The organism is Pseudovibrio sp. FO-BEG1, from assembly GCF_000236645.1.
Taxonomy (GTDB): Bacteria; Pseudomonadota; Alphaproteobacteria; order Rhizobiales; family Stappiaceae; genus Pseudovibrio.
The window spans coordinates 3,325,459-3,341,758 of record NC_016642.1; the positions used below are offsets into that span (position 1 = coordinate 3,325,459).

Here is a 16,300-nt window from a genome sequence, read left to right on the forward strand (position 1 = left end):
CTTACTTCTTCTACCCAAAGGTGGAATCATGCCTCTCACATCTGCGCAAATCCTGCACTTCCTGAAATCTGTGCATCCTTATGATGCCCTTCCAGAGGCGGATCAGGAGGATTTGGCTGGACAGATCGGCGTCTGGGAAAAAGCGTCGGGTGAAGGCATTTACCAGCTCGGAGATGACCTGCCGGGCCTCTTTCTGATTTATGAAGGCACAGCTGAAATCCGCGACAAGAACAATGCGATGATCAGTCGCCTTGGAATCCGGAACTCCTTTGGCGAGCGTGGGCTTCTTCTTGATGGACGCGCTGTCACATCAGCTTACAGCGCAGAACCAACAATTCTTTTGGTTTTTTCACCCGAGATTATCGCTGGCCTGATCGCAAAGTACCAACCTGTTGCCCGTTTTTTTGACAGAACACAGAAGCCGCGAAGCCGAGAGAATGATCTGACGGCTATTCCCATTGAATCCTTCATGGCGTCCAATCCACTGACCTGCCGTCCTGAAGATACGGTTAAGCAAGCAGCGCAGCAGATGCGCGACGCGCGAGTTTCATCCCTATGCGTGACAGATGATGAAGGCAGGCTGATTGGGATCATCACAGTACGCGACTTATCTTTTAAGGTGCTGGCATCCGAGCTCTCGGTGGAGACACTGGTTGAAGCTGTGATGACGGCAAATCCAATTACTCTTGTTCCTTCTGCAATCGGATCAGATTTGCTTCATCTTATGATGGAACGTCGCATTGGGCACGTACCAATCGTGGAAGGTGGGCATCTGGTCGGCATGGTGACCCAGACAGACCTGACCCGTTTTCAGGCCATCAGTTCTGCTGAGTTGGTGAGCCAGATTGCAACGGCTAAAGATGCAGAAGAGATTGCTCAGGCGACAGCCAGAATACCAAATCTCCTCGTTCAGTTGGTCGCAGGTGGCAGCCGACATGAGATCGTAACACGCCTGATTACTGATATTGCAGATGCGGCGACCAGACGTTTGTTGTCTTTAGCAGAAAAAAAGTTTGGCCCTCCACCGGTGCCTTATCTGTGGCTTGCCTGTGGCTCTCAGGGGCGCCGGGAGCAGACCGGCGTAAGTGATCAGGACAACTGTTTGATTTTGCACGACGATGTCACTGAAACCGATCGTGAAGGATACTTTGCTGAGCTGGCCCAATATGTCTGCGATGGCCTGAACACAAGCGGCTATGTCTATTGTCCAGGTGATATGATGGCCACCAATCCACGATGGACACAGCCATTGGCCATTTGGAAATCCTATTTCGAAGGTTGGATCAACAAGCCAGATCCGGAAGCGCAGATGCTGAGTTCGGTAATGTTCGATTTAAGGCCAATTGGTGGAGACACAGCGCTTTTCGAGAACCTGCAGACTGAAACACTGGAAGCTTCCAGCCGCAACTCAATCTTTGTTGCACACATGGTCAGTAATTCGCTGAAACACACGCCACCTTTGAGTTTGCTGCGCGGATTGGCGACTATCCGCTCTGGAGAACACAAAAACACATTGGACATGAAGCACAACGGTGTTGTGCCTGTGGTTGATCTGGCCCGCATTTACGCTCTGCAGGGGCAGATTGGTGCCGTCAACACCAGAGCCCGTCTGGAAGAAGCTCGGGAAACCGGTCAACTGAGCAAATCAGGCGCCGGAGACCTGTTGGATGCTTATGACTTGATTGCAGAAACCCGCATTCAACATCAGGCAGACTTGGTCAAACAAGGGGCTGAGCCAGACAACTTTCTCCAGCCGTCTACTCTGTCAGATTTTGAGCGGGCGCATGTGCGTGATGCGTTTGTAGTGGTCAAAACTATGCAATCTGCCGTCGGGCATGGCCGTGGAATGCTGAGCTAAACAACAATCATAATGGCTGGATTGAGCGAAGGCTTATGAGAGCTGCTTGGGAGGAATTGAATGTTTATCGAATTGATTGGGACGTTTATCGCAGGTATCGCCGGAGCTGGCCTTGTGATGCTGATCAATCATGTTCTTCGTGGTCGCTTGCCGCGCTGGTTCGCTCCTGTTGCAGCGGGCCTTGCAATGCTTCTGACAACAATCTCAAGCGAGTACAGTTGGTTTTCTCGTACCAAAGACACTCTGCCAGAAGGTATGGTTGTGGCGCAAACGGTTGAAAGCAAAGCTTTCTATCGGCCCTGGACGTATGTGCAGCCCTTCACCGAGAGATTTGTGGCAATTGATACGGCAACCATTCAGAGGCACCCAGACCAGCCAGGCATGAAGTTGGCGCAGGCCTACTTCTTCGGGCGTTGGGCGCCAGTGAATAAGCTTCCCGTACTCACAGACTGCACGGAAGGTCGGCGGGCAGCTCTGGCAGATGGCATTGCCTTTGAAAAAGGTGGTGCAGTGACAGGCGCGCAATGGGTTGCAGCTTCCAAAGATGACCCGATCATCTCAACAATATGTGGGGCAGGATAATGTTGGTAGGGCTCAGTCTACGACTTCGGATTTTTCTTCTGTTTGCAGGTGTTGCCGCAGCCAGTTGTGCCGTCGTCGGGGCTGCGCTCTATTTCGGATACACCCGTATCCCTGAAACCAATGCTGCCTCCGGGTTTATTCTCGCCGGGTTGCTTTCCAGTTTTGGACTGCTTGCCATCTCTGTCAGCATCTGGCTGCTATTTGATGAAAACGTCGCTAAACCAGTGCAACAGCTTTCCGCAGCGATCCGCACAAGAACGCACGCAGATGTGGAAGCATCAATTGACTTACAAAGTGCAAAGTATTTGGGCGACCTTGCACCGGCTGCACAGGCTGTAACAGGGCGATTGACTGACGAAGCCGCCGGTGTGGGTGATCTGGTCGCCGATGCAACAGCGCAGTTAGCTGCCGAACGCGAACAGCTTGCCTTGCTTCTTACTGAAATTCCCGTTGCCATCGTTCTTGTCAGCCCAGCTCACAAGATCATGCTTTATGATGGACAAGCAGCAGATATCCTTGGGCAGGTCCACGTTCCACGTCTGAGTGCATCTATCTTTGATTACTTTGCTGAAGACGAGATTCTTGGTGCTTATGAGCAGCTCAAGGAACTGCGCACCGAAATTGCGGTGAAGGCCAAAGGGGCAAGAGGTAATCTCAACTTCCAACTGCGCCTTAAAAAGCTCAGTCAGGCATCGGGCTACATGATCCTGATCGACGATGCCACCGCACGCCTCGCACCCGAAGCTCCACGGCCATTGATCTATGATTTTGACGCCACTCAACATTTTGAGACCGAAAAGGCGATCGAGCAGCAACCTCTGAAAGATCTGAGCTTTGTTGTGTTTGATACTGAAACCACGGGTCTGATGCCGAACAAAGATGAAATCGTTCAAATCGGTGCTGTACGGGTTGTTAATGGACGGATAATTCCCGGTGAAACAGTAAATCAACTGGTGAACCCGGGCCGCCCGATCCCAGCCGCCTCCACGGGAGTGCACCGTATCACCGACGATATGGTGGCAGATGCCCCGGATCCTGTGACAGCGACTTCAGATTTTCACGTGTTCGCCAAAGATGCTGTTATCGTTGCCCACAACGCCCCATTCGATATGGCTTTCTTGCAACGCTATGGCCATATGTCTGGTCATGTATGGGATCATCCAATCCTCGATACTGTTCTGCTCTCAGCAGTCGTCTTTGGAGCAGAGCAGGAACACACCCTCGACGCTCTCTGTTCTCGACTTGATATCGAACTCCCTGAAGCCCTCCGCCACACCGCCCTAGGCGACGCCCAAGCCACCGCCGAGGCCCTCTGCAAACTCCTCCCCATCCTGACATCCCGTGGGTTCGATACCTTTGGGAAAGTTGTTGAACAGACAAGGAAACATGGGCGGTTGCTGAAGGATATGAATTAAAATTGCTGGGATAACAATCCCCAGAAATGCAAAAAATTCCCAATTGAAAACTTTACTAAACCTCTTAATATACCATGAGGTTAAATGGTGAGCCCGCACCGGTTCGAACCGTGGACCTACTGACTAGATGGCACTTCAGCGGGGAGCGTTCATTTGCGTTGAAGAGCGATTCATTACTATGAATCACAAATAGTTGCAGAAAATTATTTGCTCTGACCTACCTTGCTTTTCGCGCTCAATCTCATACATTTGCTGACAGAGAACGGTAAGCAGTTCGTTTTGACCTATCACGGTTTGGATGCTGTTTTGCACAGGTTCTAAAAGAACCTCCTAGTGGTCGTCACAGGCTGTCAGGCCTTCAGAAACGGCAGTAATCGGCTACGTATTTCAATTGATATTTTCGTATGTGTGGTGGCTCCTGTCACGAGCCGTCAGCGGGAGAGGTTTGTCTATGCCGAACATAACGAAGCGAACGGTGGATGCGGCAAGTCCAGCAAGCAAAAAGCGACTTCTAAGGGATAGCAAGCTCAAAGGCTTTGGCCTTCAAGTGATGCCAAGCGGTGCAAAAACATTCATTGTGCAATATCGCACGCATGAAGGCCGCTTCCGTCGTATGAGCCTTGGCAGAAATGGAGAGTTGACCCCAGATCAAGCTAGGGACTTGGCGACCGATGTTCTGGCAAAGGTCCGAAACGGGGATGATCCCTTGTTAGAGCGGGAAAACAAACGACCGGCTCCCATAGTGAATCATCTTCTTGATACTTACATGAGCAAACATGTGCAGGTTCATAATATGCCTAAGACAATGAACGTCTCCTAAAGCGATGTGTCGTTCACGACTGGGACACATGAAACTCAGCTCTGTTAGGCGGCAGGATATTGCAAAGCTGCACCACGCGTTGCGAGCAACACCACGTCAAACCAATCAAGTTCTGGCAGTCTTATCAAAGGCGTTCAATCTCGCTGAAGTGTGGGGATTGCGACCAGAGCACACTAATCCGGTTCGGTTGGTCAAGCGTTACAAAGAAAACGAGCGTGACCGTTTCCTAACAGGGGAGGAGTTGCAATGACTGGGGCGGACTCTTGAACTGGCAGACCAGGAAGGTCTTCCCTGGGTCATAAAAGCTGGGAAGAGTACAGCCAAGCACTTGCCCAAAGATATTGCAAAGCGGAAGACACTTGTTAACCCAAGAACTCTTTGTTGCTTGCGTCTGCTGCTTTACACCGGTGCGCGTTTGAGTGAGATCGCAACCCTGAAATGGGAGCATATTGATTTTGAATTGGCCACGTTTGCACTGCCTTCAAGAAAAGGGGATGAACGTAAACCTCATCCGGTAAGTATCAGCGCCGTCGAAATACTCTCTGAGATCCAACGAGTGCATGGTTCACCTTATGTTTTACCGGGCTATAAAGATCCGACACAACCTATTTCGATTGAGGTAATTGAGAATGCATGGCAACATTCCTGATGTTCGTATTCACGATCTGCGCCACCGCAACGTGACCATCACCAATCGCTATGTGAACCATGATGCACACCCGATCCGGGTGTTGTCTGAAACGATTGGGGAGCGGATTGCATCAGGATTGGAAGGAGGGGAATGAAAAATCGGCAACAGGCGTTTAAAGGTATCTAATTAGATATTTGCGAGCACCGTATGAGGCTTTTGACCAAAAGCTGCCATTCGCCTTGTTACGTGACTGCCCAATCCAGAGTACGAAATCAACTATAAGTTGCTCTGAAAATGAAGACCTGCGCTTCTCAACCCAAGTAACTCCTGTCTTTCAATGGAACCCTTTCAATTTCATCGCGCAGAATATCTATAAAGGCTGCTTCGGCGGGGTTATGGCGGGTTTTGGGGTTGGTGATAAGTGCGATGTCGTAGATTGGGAGATCTTCGAAGTTGGTTATGCGCCACAAACGTTGCATGTCGACGTAGGGCTTGGCGACATGTACTGGAAACGGCCCAATCCCAACGCCAATCTCAATAAGGCGGCGCAGCTCTTCCAGATAATATGAGCGACCAACTGGTGCGTGTTCTAAGCCCAGTTTGGTACGGGCCATTGCAAACTCACTCATTTCACCATCAGGCTCATCTGTTGGAAATGTGACGTAGGCTTCTCGGGCAAGTTCTTCTTTGCGAATATCATTTCGACCAAACAACGGATTTAGCTTACCGCAGTAAAATGCGAACCTCTCTCGGTATATGAGTTCATAATTCAACCCTGGCTGCCGAGCTGTTGTAAGTCCTATGCCGCAAGACGCTGTTTTTCTTTTTACTTGAGTAACAACATCACCGCTTGTTGCCACTTTAATAGAAAGTGTTGCCTTGGGATATGTTTTGTGAAAACGCACTAGTGCTGCGTCAATTACTGGCGACTCTGCATGTGTAGCTGTTGCTATAGAAACGTGCCCTGTAACATCTTCACGCACATCTTTAAGTGCTGCAGCTATTCGTGAGACACCGCTGTAAATTTCTAAACATTCCTCATAAAGAAGCTGCCCTGCTTTCGTTAACGAGAACTCACCTACTGTGCGGTCGATCAGGATGCAATCAAATTGGCTTTCAAGCCTTTTCAAAGCATTTGTAATCGCAGGTTGAGTGAGTAAAAGCCGCTTTGCTGCTTTTGTCACGCCCTTCTCCTCAGCAATAATGAGAAAAGTGTACAGCAGGTTCCAGTCTAAGCTTCGACAAAATCTTTCAAGAGAAGTGCGGTTCATATGACATAACTCATGTTTATGTCGATATTAAATATATGAATTTGCTTAATGCGTCCACTCTTGGTCCTATGAGTTTATGCGTAGGTTGTTAGGTGCAGCAAAAAGGGGTAGCCGCATAACCAGCACCCAGCATGCAAAAAACGATTTTCCGGAGGAGACGAACTTGACCAACATTTCAAAACTCGCCTTAGCAACTGCACTGACGTTTGGTTTGACTGGCGGAGCTGCTACTGCAACCACATTGAAACTCGCAGGTGTTGTGCCAGTTGAACACTACGGCAATACATTACTTGAGCAAATCAAGAGTGACATTGAAGCCGCCGACGTGGACTTGAAAGTAACCGTCTTCCCAGCAGGACAGCTCGGCGCAGGTGAGGAGCTTTTTGAAGCGGCGGCTCGTGGTAATGTCGATCTGGTTCACTCCGTTGTGTACGCTCACAGTGATCCAGTGTTGGAAATCAACTCACTGCCATATCTCGTGAGCAACTGGGACGAGGCAGAAAAAGTTTATCTGAACAAAGATTCTGCTTTTAACACGATCTTTGCTGAGCGCCTTGATGGTTTGGGTCTCAAACTGCTGGCAAATGCACCGGAAGGGTTCATCGGTGTAGTCGCAAACGACATTCCTGAGAATGCAGCGAACACAGGCGATAAAGGCATGAACATTCGTGTCTGGAGCTCTCAGGTTATCAAAGCGACAGTTGAGTCAATCGGCTTTAAAGCAACCACAATGAACTGGGGTGAAGTTTTCCCGGCCATTCAGGCTGGCACGGTTGATGGTGCGATCTGCTGCACAGCCCAGCTGGCTTACAGCGCATTCGCAACCTCTGACGTAGGCAAAGCGTTCATTCCTTACAATGCAGTCGTTGAGAACACGACTTATTACGCTTCTGCGCGCTCATGGGGCAAGCTTTCAGAAGAGCAGCAGGCAGCTGTTCAGTCAGCTTTTGACAAAGCAGCGCGAGACTACGCCAGCTGGGGCAGAAACAACGAAGCGCAATACGTCACAAAACTGCAGGAAAGTGGATACCAAGTCGTAGCTGTGTCAGATGAAGAGCGTGCGGCTATTGCTGAAAAAGTACGTACAGATGTATGGCCTCAAATCTCAGAAATTGTTGGCAAGGATACCATTGATGCTCTGATGGCAGACAAATAAGTCTCAAAATGCCTATGCGGACGGGTGGCAAATGCCATCCGTTCTATACCTGACACTAAGCCAGAACAATGAGCATTCATGTCTGAACTCTCACAACATCTTTCTCCCGGGTGGTCTCGGTTTGTAGATCGCCTGGTTACGATCAAGTCCTGGTTGCTTGCCACTGGCTGCATCATCATGGCCGGCACGTTTTTTCTCGTTGTAATTTTTCGCTACGGATTTGGCTCAGACTTGTTTGCCTATGAGGAATGGTTGCTGATTATCTGTTTCTGGATGTACTTTGCAGGTGCTGCATTAGGAACATACGATGGCTCTCATGTGAATGCAGACCTGCTGACCTATGTGATCAAAGATCCAAGGAAAGCGTATGTGCGCGCGGTTGTGATCGGATCAATTGAGTTCATCATTGCGATGGCGCTGGTTTATTGGTCAGCACTTATGATCATCGACGAGATAGATAGTTACCCGCGTTGGCGCGCGACAATCGCTCTGCGTATTCCGTTCTTTGTACCACGCCTTGCCATGTTGATCGGATTTGCAACCATGGCTTTCTACAGCCTGCTACATCTGATTGTTCTCATCAAAACAGGTCCCTCGATATCCAAAGCAGCGCCAGAGGTGCAACAGAGCAATGATGAGGTGACACCACCCATCATTTCAGTGACGACAAAAACAAAAGAGCCAGCGCTATGATTATTCTGGGAAGCCTTATTCTAATCTGTCTCATGCTGGTGATTGGTGTCAGTGTCCCCATGTCTTTTGGCGCAGTTCTGCTGTTTATTGCAGTTTTTGGTGGTCATGACGTCAGCGGTTTTATGCCAACCGGGCACTGGAAGGTGAGCTCACTCGTTCTGCTCGCAATCCCGTTGTTCATTCTAGCTGGAGCTATCATGGAACGAGGCCGCATAGCGGCGCCCCTTGTATCGCTTGCCGAACTTATGGTGGGCAACATTCGTGGTGGTTTGAGTGCTGCAGCAGTTGTAGCAAGCGGAATATTCGGAGCAATCTCTGGCTCTGCTGCTGCAACTCTGACCTGCATCGGTTCCATTATGATGCCGCACCTGCGTAAAGCCAATTATCCTGAAGGCATGGCCGCAGCACTCATTGTGAGCGCAAGCCCATTGGGTCTACTCATTCCGCCAAGCTCCTCACAAATTCTCTATGCTTGGACTACACAGCAATCTGTGCTCAAGTGCTTTCTGGCAACTGTCATTCCTGGGATCATACTGATCGGTTTCCTGTGCATCGTGAACTTCGTAATGCTGCGCAATGTGAAGGATCTGAAGACCGAACGTGTTGGAGGCAAATTTACATTTGAGCTACGCACCCGCGGTTTCAAAGCTATGCCAGCTCTATTGATGCCTGTCATTATTTTGGGCGGCATTTATGGAGGTGTTATGACACCGACAGAAGCTGCTGGTGTAGCCGTAATCTATGCAATTCCTATCGGTTTTTTTATCTATCGCGGCCTCAATCGGGAGAACTTCTTTCCTACGCTGCGCTATGCAGGCACGACTATTGGCGTCGTTATGATGATGGTGCTGATGGTTCTCATTGTCAGTCAGTTTTTGGTGTTTGAGAACATCCCAGCAATGGCAAAGGAGCTCATTTATTCGGTCTCTGACAATCCGATTATAATCTTGCTCATGGTCAATCTGGTGATGATCCTCATTGGCATGCTTATGGACGATATTTCTGGTCTGCTTTTATCTGCGCCACTTCTCCTGCCCATCGTGCAGAGCGTCGGTATGGAGCCTGTGCATTTTGCAGCTGTTCTCGGGGTCAACCTAGGTATGGCAAACATCACACCTCCGACTGCACCACTGCTTTATCTTGGCGCACGCGTAACAGACGCTCCGGTCAACAAGATGATGAAACCGACACTCTTGATGATCGCGTTTGCATGGCTGCCTACGCTAGTGATCACAACCTTTGTACCACAAGTGGCGCTCTGGTTGCCAGAACTGGTGTTCGGATAAACAAGTACTACCTCAGCTCATAATTTGAGCTGAGGTGAGTTATTACCAATAGTTTCACATCGGCAAATATGAAGATGACAACACCAATGTACACGTCTTGGTGCGAGATTTCGTGCGCCCAAATTGAGAAAAATTTGCAGATTGCACTCAGTCTGTTACCTGCAAACGCCAAGTTCTGTGCCGTTGTTAAATCAGATGCTTACGGCCATGGGATAGAGAATGTTGTTCCTATTCTCGTTCGCAATGGAGTTGACCATGTTGGGATCACATCCAATGCAGAAGCTGAGGCTGTTCGATCTGCTGGTTTTGATGGAAACGTATTGCGTTTACGAGGAACAACTGGACATGAAGCACAGGCCGCTCTTGGTTACAATGTGCAGGAGCAGGTAGGAAGCCTTGAAAGCGCGCTCGCTTTGGCGAACCTACCGGATAGATGCAACAAACCAGCCAAATTCCATCTCTCCTTAAACGCGGGCGGCATGTCGCGAGATGGACTGGAATTGTCTTCCCACAACGGTAAGGCGGTATGTAAGCAGATTGTTGATCTTCTAGGTGAACAGATAGTCGGTGTTTGCACCCATTTCCCATCTAACTTGCCAGAGGACCTGGGACAAAGTATCAAGCGCTTCCAGCAGGATCTGGATTGGGTTGTAGCCGAAACTTCTTTAAAACGGAGTGATCTTTTAGTTCATGCAGGCAGCACATTAACGCTCGTTTCGGGGCTTGCTCCTAATACTGATATGCTACGATGCGGAGCGATAATGTATGGTATCGTTAAGCCGGAGTTAGGTTTCAAAACGACAATGTCTCTCAAAGCACGGGTCACTAGCCTTGGCGACTTTCCCGCAGGAAGCACCATTGGTTATGATCGGTCCATGACTTTGGCTGAGGATCGGCGTTTAGCAACCGTGTCTCTTGGATACTCAAATGGATATCATCGTCAATTTTCAGACCAAAGCTGTGTCCTTGTTCATGGCAAGCATCTCCCAGTTCTCGGCAAAATCTCTATGAATACGATCGTCGTCGACGTCTCCGACCAACCTGAAGTCATCTTAGGAGATGAAGTTGTCGCATTTGGTCGACAACAAAACGCAGAAATCACTACCCAGATGATTGAAGACCTCTCCGGTACCATCATGGCCGATCTTTACTCAGACTGGGGTCAGCGAAATACGCGTATACTTGGGTGAGGCAAAGTATAACTGGTTAGGCTAGAGGCTTGTGCCGTAGAGCCAGCCAGTTAGTGAAGAGATCACGACAGACGGTGGAACAATGCCGCCCCCAAATGCTCATCAACAAAGGAATCTGGGGCATGATACTCCAGTGCTTTGTTTATGAAGCTTTGTTAGGGAGGCGAATAACAGTTATTGGTCAGCGAAATATATCCAGCTCGTCGATGAAAACTAACATGGAAGCCTTCGGGCGAACATACTTCAACCCATGATGGAGATGTCCGAAGATCCGCAGTGCCCCGTCAGCATCAAGCTGATTGAGGCCATTCATTGGTGCTCACGCGTGGTCCTAGATTAGTACCGTATATGATCAAAGGTTGGATCTATCTACCTCGACATTCAATCTAACCACCAACTGTCTCGTCTCAGTTTATATGGCAATGTACGGTCAATGCTTTTTTGCTTAACTCGGCGCTGATTTTGTCGCAAAAAATTACCGCTTTTGGCGCAGTTAATGTTTTCTGGCTTCTTGCGAAAACGAATTGAAAGCCCTGCTAAGGCGATGAGCAGACTCGCAATTGCAACAAGATAAACTGTACAAGAAGAATAAGAAGGGTCAAGCCAAGTTCGGACCAGCCAGAGAAAAGGCTCGAACGCCACAATCGCTGAGGCCAGACCAAACCAGAATGCCGCAAATTGATGGTGTGTAAGAATGTGTTTCATGCAAATCGTTGTGCCACGCTAGTTTGCAGAACCTATCCATCATCTGTGCAGATTTTCATCATTTTGGGAGGCTAAATACAAAAAAATACCGCTTAAACCACTCGGAGTTATGGCTGGGGATTCTTGCAAGTTTTAGTGTGTTTTCAATCGACGCGACATGACTATGTATGGGTTTGACTTGTAAGATCTCAAACTGGTGCATAAACGGTATGCAAAAATCAATACCAATTCTATTATTAGCACTTCTCATCATTTTCCCAGATAACCGAGCCTATGGTGAGCAGAGCAATGTTAAAGCACCAACGACGAGCATTAAGATTGCACAGGTAAGTACTACATCTAAAACTATAACTCGCATCACACCAAATGGATGTGTTGCCTCGTTTTGGGCTTTGCCAGCTTTTAGTGAGAAGGGACTGGCACGAAATGCAGAAAAACATATCTCCGGTAAAATTAAGCCGTCTCAAATTAACACAAATCTAATGTCGGCTGTTGTCAGAAACCAAGGTGGAGTGGTCAAAAAATTACTGGCTGCAGGTGTGGATATTAATGAAGCAAATGAGGCGGGTTGCACGGCTCTCCTGTGGGCCATCTCATTTGGGAATGTCTATATTTTTGAGTTACTTGTAGCAAATCAAGCTGACGTTCATCAAGAAGATGCCGTAGGTACAAGCCCCTTGATGGTAGCAGCGGTCAAGGGATCTGGTGTTATGGCACAAAAATTGATTGATGCCGGTGCAAATGCAAAACTACGACAATGGGGCGGTATAAACGAAAGAGACCGAACCGCATTACATTATGCGTCATACCGAAGAAGAAATACAGAAGTCTTGGCGCTACTCGTGAAAGCAGGTGCGGATATCGACGCAAAAGAAGAGCGTGGATACACCCCTCTGATGGCTGCTGCGCGAGCTGGAAATATCGAAAATGTTCGTTTTTTGGTTGAAAATGGAGCCGATGCATTGCTAGCTAATAATGCAGGATTAACAGCATGGCATATCGCTAAAACAAGAAACAAAAAAGATATATTAAAATACCTCTCTAGCGTCTCTGAAGAAAAAATAATACAATAGGGGCTGATCTCCCAGATTGCCCAGACCAAGGAAGCGATTAGTGAAAGCGCGTGCAGATCCTGCAGCTGGAAGAGGAGTTCCTTGAAAAGGTGCTCTCTGATCTCCAGACTATCCGCTCTTAGATTGCTGAGCTGGAATAACAGGAAGTTGCCGCTGAAGACCGCCTGAAGCGTATCGACATCCACGCGCCGCAGTCTGGCTAGGTGCGCCAGCTTGCAGTTCACACCGTGGGCGGCGTGATTGCACCGGGTGATACCTTGATGCTGGTGGTGCCCGAAGACAGCGAGCTGGTGATCGAAAGCCGTGTTCAGCCAATCGATGTGGATCAGCTGCAGGTTGGACAGGACGCTTACGTGCGCCTTGCCGTTTTCGACCAGCGCGCCACACCAGAGCTGAGCACCGCTGTGCTCAACGTCTCCCCGGACCTGACCCGTGATGAAGTCACCGGCGAGCCGTTCTATCTGGCACGTCTGAAGATTCTGGAAAGCGAGATATCAAAGCTGATCGGCCAGACACTGGTTCCAGGCATGCCCGGCGAACGCACCGTCCTCTCCTACTTCGTAAAACCCCTCTAAGTCCAAATCGCCCACGCGCTTAAGGAGAAGTAGGAAAGTACGTATGAACGCTAAGATATACCAAATACTTCGAGCAATCACAGGTTATTCGATGTATCCATTTGGCTCCTTACACCCACGTAGCTTCGTACCAAAAGGACTTCATGAGATGAAAGCTTCGGCTCGTCCTTAAACAGCATCTCAACCCTCGATGGAAGCAAGTGAATGTCCGCTTATGGCCCATAGCTGCTATTCGCTTAATGACGGAGCAGCCTATACAGAGAGTGATGTCGACTTAGGATTGGCTTTAATCCGCTTGGCGCTGAGGGAAACTAAGCGGACATTAGAGCGTTTCCATCAAGGGTTGATGGTATCTACATGGAAGGTACTCTGAATACCTTAGCGAGACCTAATTCTAAGTTCAAAATAGACCTTGAAACCAATCACTGAACTTAATCGTAGTAGGCTGGAGCATGTCGCAGAGTTGACCACTGCTCGCTATCATGCCCGTATATGACAAGAGCCGCATTTTCTCGATTTGCAACATCACAGATTTTCTGTGTACTGGCTCGTATGCGTGGTTCGTCATCCATATCAGTGATATACATCTCGCGTGTTGCAGCATCTGCCATTGAACTGTGCATCACAGCATCAATGGCCAACAGGATCGGTCCAGTTCGAGGTAAGCGGACAAGCAATGACTGGTGTGACCACTCGTCTCTAATAGCTCGACACCTGGTACCAACTCCATGTCACCGTTAATGACACGGTAGTTAAGTGATGCACCACCCCACACACCTCTATTTGCGGAAAAACGAGGATGCCCACTTTTGGCGAGAGCGTAATGTTCACGTTGAATGATCAACTCTGCGTTGGTGAAAAGGTCGTGGTTGCCGGAATGGTCATCATCCAAATGTGAGCAAACAAGGTAGTGAATATCCAAGGCAGAAAGTCCAATTGATGAAAGACGGGAGACGATAGAATCCTCCGCTGACATTTCGATAGTGAGGCCTGGTGGATTTTGTGGGTTGTCAATAAAGGAACGAGGCCAACCCGAGTCGATGAGAATATTGATGTTATCATCTGTTTGGATGACGTAACCAGGGACAGGTATATTGCCGGGTTGCATTGTAGCCAATGGAAGTAAGTAGAGGCGCATGGGTCAGATCCGTTCTGAAGACTGCACCGCTAATCAACCAGCGAACGAGCAGCTTTTATAACAGATTTTGAAAACTTATGAAGCTCAAGAAGTTTGTAATGAACGCAGACAAAACTGGTACTTGCTTCAAGGTTATGGTCATACCTGCGCTCATCTGGTGAATTTAGGATAGATATCGACGGGCTAACCGTCCACACCCCAGACAGTGATTTTCAGGTTTCCATCTGCCTCAACAAAGGCGACAACAAATCGACTGTCATAAATAGATACTTTGGATATCTCAGTGGTCTCAATTTGCGTAAAATGGCCGAGTACCGTCTGATTTCTCAGTTCTTGGAAACCTTCATATTTCAGCTCCCAAAGCCTAATTTTTGCGCAAGTGTCAGGTTCATCAATGGGGAGTGTGCAGTTGTTGTATGTTCCGATCTGACCTGTGGCGATGTTCCCCGTCGAAGTCATATGGACAGATCGATCGATTTGAGTAAGGGAGTGTTTTGGCCCATGATCACTAGACTAGGAGTGAACAATGGGGCAAAACACAAGGACCGCCAGCGCTGCAGCTGAGAAGGCGGTTAAAGACATCCGGCGCAAGACCCGAAAGCGCTATTCCACTGAAGACAAGATACGTATCGTTCTGGCTGGACTGCGTGGTGAGGACAGTATTGCCGAGTTGTGCCGACAAGAGGGCATCTCACAGGGGCTTTACTACAGCTGGTCGAAGGAGTTTCTGGAAGCCGGTAAGAAGCGACTTGCTGGTGATACGGCCCGTCAGGCCAGCACCGGTGAGGTCAAGGTGCTGCGCAAAGAAGCACGCGATCTCAAGGAGGTGGTCGCCGAACAAGCTCTGGAGCTGCGGCTTCTTAAAAAAAGCATGCTCGAGGATGGGGGAGACGACGAATGAGATATCCCGCCCACGAGAAGTTGGAGATTATTCGGCTGGTTGAAGGATCACATCAGCCAATCAAGCGCACGTTAGAGCTGCTGGGTATTCCACGCTCAACGTTCTATGTTTGGTATAACTGCTATCTGGAAGGCGGCGTTGAAGCGTTGGAGGACAGAGTTTCACGTCCCGCCAAGGTCTGGAACCGTATTCCCGATGAGATCAGATCACAGATTATCGAGATGGCGCTAGACGAGCCAGATTTGTCACCACGAGAGCTCGCGGTCCGCTTCACAGACACAAAAGGCTATTTTGTATCTGAAGCTTCTGTCTACCGACTACTGAAAGCGCAAGACCTGATTACCAGCCCGGCTTATGTCGTCATCAAGGCCGCAGACGAGTTCAAGGATAAGACAACAAAGCCGAACCAGCAGTGGCAGACCGATTTTACCTATTTCAAGATTATTGGTTGGGGTTGGTTCTATCTCTCAACTGTTCTCGACGATTACTCCCGTTACATCATTGCCTGGAAGCTGTGTTCCACTATGAAAGCCAAGGATGTAACCGATACCCTTCAACTGGCACTCGATGTCTCTGGATGCGAGCAGCCCAAGATACTCCATCGTCCACGGCTACTGTCCGATAACGGGAGCTCCTACATCTCTACCGACCTGGCTGAATGGTTGGAGGAGAAGCGTATGAAGCATGTTCGGGGAGCGCCATACCATCCGCAAACGCAAGGTAAGATCGAGCGTTGGCATCAGACCATGAAGAACCGCATCTTACTCGAAAACTACTACATGTCGGAGGACTTGGAAGCACAGATCGGGAACTTCGTCGATTACTACAATAATCATCGCTATCACGAGAGCCTAGGTAACGTGACACCAGCAGATGTTTATTTCGAGAGGGATAAGGCGATCTTACAAAACCGACAGATGATTAAACGCAGAACTCTTCAAAATCGTCGCTTGCGCTACCACGCTCAAGCCGCTTAACATCAACACGCAAAAGGGCCAGACACTCC

Annotated in this window: 16 protein-coding genes; 13 read left to right on the top strand and 3 right to left on the bottom strand. The window is 48.9% G+C overall.

The window, feature by feature from the left end:
• Positions 1 to 28: 28 nt before the first annotated feature.
• From PSE_RS15140 to PSE_RS27480, 6 genes are all read left to right on the top strand, one after another.
• On the top strand, positions 29 to 1,858 hold the full coding sequence (locus tag PSE_RS15140; RefSeq protein ID WP_014285667.1) for a DUF294 nucleotidyltransferase-like domain-containing protein: 1,830 nt from the start codon (positions 29 to 31) through the stop codon (positions 1,856 to 1,858).
• 60 nt (positions 1,859 to 1,918) lie between these two features.
• Positions 1,919 to 2,440 carry a hypothetical protein gene (locus tag PSE_RS15145; protein WP_014285668.1) on the top strand — a complete coding sequence of 174 codons (522 nt, stop codon included), beginning with the start codon at positions 1,919 to 1,921 and terminating at the stop codon, positions 2,438 to 2,440.
• Positions 2,440 to 3,855: an exonuclease domain-containing protein gene (locus PSE_RS15150; protein WP_014285669.1), complete on the top strand. Its 1,416-nt coding sequence runs from the start codon at positions 2,440 to 2,442 to the stop codon at positions 3,853 to 3,855. Before PSE_RS15145 ends, PSE_RS15150 begins: the two co-directional genes overlap by 1 nt.
• Before the next feature lie 451 nt (positions 3,856 to 4,306).
• Positions 4,307 to 4,675 carry an Arm DNA-binding domain-containing protein gene (locus tag PSE_RS27470; RefSeq protein WP_208997945.1) on the top strand — a complete coding sequence of 123 codons (369 nt, stop codon included), beginning with the start codon at positions 4,307 to 4,309 and terminating at the stop codon, positions 4,673 to 4,675.
• Positions 4,676 to 5,003: 328 nt separating this feature from the next.
• Positions 5,004 to 5,324 (top strand): tyrosine-type recombinase/integrase, encoded by a 321-nt coding sequence (locus tag PSE_RS27475; RefSeq protein WP_208997946.1) that lies wholly within the window; start codon positions 5,004 to 5,006, stop codon positions 5,322 to 5,324.
• Positions 5,305 to 5,460, top strand: a complete 156-nt coding sequence (locus PSE_RS27480; RefSeq protein ID WP_014285673.1) for a hypothetical protein — start codon at positions 5,305 to 5,307, stop codon at positions 5,458 to 5,460. Before PSE_RS27475 ends, PSE_RS27480 begins: the two co-directional genes overlap by 20 nt.
• A gap of 157 nt (positions 5,461 to 5,617) precedes the next feature.
• On the opposite strand, the gene PSE_RS15160 is transcribed toward PSE_RS27480, so the two are convergent.
• Positions 5,618 to 6,577 (bottom strand): LysR family transcriptional regulator, encoded by a 960-nt coding sequence (locus PSE_RS15160; protein ID WP_014285674.1) that lies wholly within the window; start codon positions 6,575 to 6,577, stop codon positions 5,618 to 5,620.
• A 163-nt stretch (positions 6,578 to 6,740) separates the two neighbouring features.
• Here PSE_RS15160 and dctP point away from each other — a divergent pair, with 163 nt between their 5' ends.
• From dctP to alr, 4 genes are all read left to right on the top strand, one after another.
• The gene (gene dctP / locus PSE_RS15165) at positions 6,741 to 7,733 is read left to right on the top strand and encodes a TRAP transporter substrate-binding protein DctP (RefSeq protein WP_014285675.1); all 993 of its coding nucleotides are present in this window, start codon (positions 6,741 to 6,743) and stop codon (positions 7,731 to 7,733) included.
• A 78-nt stretch (positions 7,734 to 7,811) separates the two neighbouring features.
• Entirely contained in the window at positions 7,812 to 8,426 is a 615-nt protein-coding gene (locus PSE_RS15170; RefSeq protein WP_014285676.1) for a TRAP transporter small permease, read from the top strand.
• Entirely contained in the window at positions 8,423 to 9,712 is a 1,290-nt protein-coding gene (locus PSE_RS15175; RefSeq protein WP_014285677.1) for a TRAP transporter large permease, read from the top strand. Before PSE_RS15170 ends, PSE_RS15175 begins: the two co-directional genes overlap by 4 nt.
• Positions 9,713 to 9,798: 86 nt before the next feature.
• Positions 9,799 to 10,902, top strand: a complete 1,104-nt coding sequence (gene alr, locus PSE_RS15180) for an alanine racemase (protein WP_256378190.1) — start codon at positions 9,799 to 9,801, stop codon at positions 10,900 to 10,902.
• A 381-nt stretch (positions 10,903 to 11,283) separates the two neighbouring features.
• On the opposite strand, the gene PSE_RS27235 is transcribed toward alr, so the two are convergent.
• Positions 11,284 to 11,607 (bottom strand): hypothetical protein, encoded by a 324-nt coding sequence (locus PSE_RS27235; protein WP_148266156.1) that lies wholly within the window; start codon positions 11,605 to 11,607, stop codon positions 11,284 to 11,286.
• Between the two features lie 209 nt (positions 11,608 to 11,816).
• On the opposite strand from PSE_RS27235, the gene PSE_RS15185 reads away from it, so the two are divergent.
• Positions 11,817 to 12,680, top strand: coding sequence for an ankyrin repeat domain-containing protein (locus PSE_RS15185; RefSeq protein ID WP_041768572.1), 864 nt, complete (start codon positions 11,817 to 11,819; stop codon positions 12,678 to 12,680).
• Between the two features lie 203 nt (positions 12,681 to 12,883).
• A complete protein-coding gene (locus PSE_RS27485) occupies positions 12,884 to 13,255 on the top strand; it encodes an HlyD family efflux transporter periplasmic adaptor subunit (RefSeq protein ID WP_014285681.1) in 372 nt (123 codons plus the stop codon).
• A gap of 622 nt (positions 13,256 to 13,877) precedes the next feature.
• Here PSE_RS27485 and PSE_RS15195 read toward each other — a convergent pair.
• Entirely contained in the window at positions 13,878 to 14,393 is a 516-nt protein-coding gene (locus PSE_RS15195) for an MBL fold metallo-hydrolase (protein WP_208997948.1), read from the bottom strand.
• A gap of 526 nt (positions 14,394 to 14,919) precedes the next feature.
• Between PSE_RS15195 and PSE_RS15210 the strand changes: the two genes are divergently transcribed.
• Positions 14,920 to 16,271 (top strand): IS3 family transposase gene (locus PSE_RS15210; protein ID WP_086003608.1). Its coding sequence is split into 2 segments (ribosomal slippage): positions 14,920 to 15,255 and positions 15,258 to 16,271, totalling 1,350 coding nucleotides; the frame shifts between segments, so codons are not numbered across the junction.
• Positions 16,272 to 16,300 lie beyond the last annotated feature (29 nt).

What these genes read in the sequence shown, in the direction of transcription:
- PSE_RS27235 (WP_148266156.1), bottom strand. Translation starts at nt 11,607, where the DNA reads ATGAAACACATTCTTACACACCATCAATTTGCGGCATTCTGGTTTGGT.
- PSE_RS15195 (WP_208997948.1), bottom strand. Translation starts at nt 14,393, where the DNA reads ATGCGCCTCTACTTACTTCCATTGGCTACAATGCAACCCGGCAATATA.
- PSE_RS15145 (WP_014285668.1), top strand. Translation starts at nt 1,919, where the DNA reads ATGTTTATCGAATTGATTGGGACGTTTATCGCAGGTATCGCCGGAGCT.
- PSE_RS15170 (WP_014285676.1), top strand. Translation starts at nt 7,812, where the DNA reads ATGTCTGAACTCTCACAACATCTTTCTCCCGGGTGGTCTCGGTTTGTA.
- PSE_RS15185 (WP_041768572.1), top strand. Translation starts at nt 11,817, where the DNA reads ATGCAAAAATCAATACCAATTCTATTATTAGCACTTCTCATCATTTTC.
- alr (WP_256378190.1), top strand. Translation starts at nt 9,799, where the DNA reads ATGTACACGTCTTGGTGCGAGATTTCGTGCGCCCAAATTGAGAAAAAT.
- PSE_RS15150 (WP_014285669.1), top strand. Translation starts at nt 2,440, where the DNA reads ATGTTGGTAGGGCTCAGTCTACGACTTCGGATTTTTCTTCTGTTTGCA.
- PSE_RS15160 (WP_014285674.1), bottom strand. Translation starts at nt 6,577, where the DNA reads ATGAACCGCACTTCTCTTGAAAGATTTTGTCGAAGCTTAGACTGGAAC.
- PSE_RS15140 (WP_014285667.1), top strand. Translation starts at nt 29, where the DNA reads ATGCCTCTCACATCTGCGCAAATCCTGCACTTCCTGAAATCTGTGCAT.
- PSE_RS27470 (WP_208997945.1), top strand. Translation starts at nt 4,307, where the DNA reads ATGCCGAACATAACGAAGCGAACGGTGGATGCGGCAAGTCCAGCAAGC.
- PSE_RS15175 (WP_014285677.1), top strand. Translation starts at nt 8,423, where the DNA reads ATGATTATTCTGGGAAGCCTTATTCTAATCTGTCTCATGCTGGTGATT.
- PSE_RS27480 (WP_014285673.1), top strand. Translation starts at nt 5,305, where the DNA reads ATGCATGGCAACATTCCTGATGTTCGTATTCACGATCTGCGCCACCGC.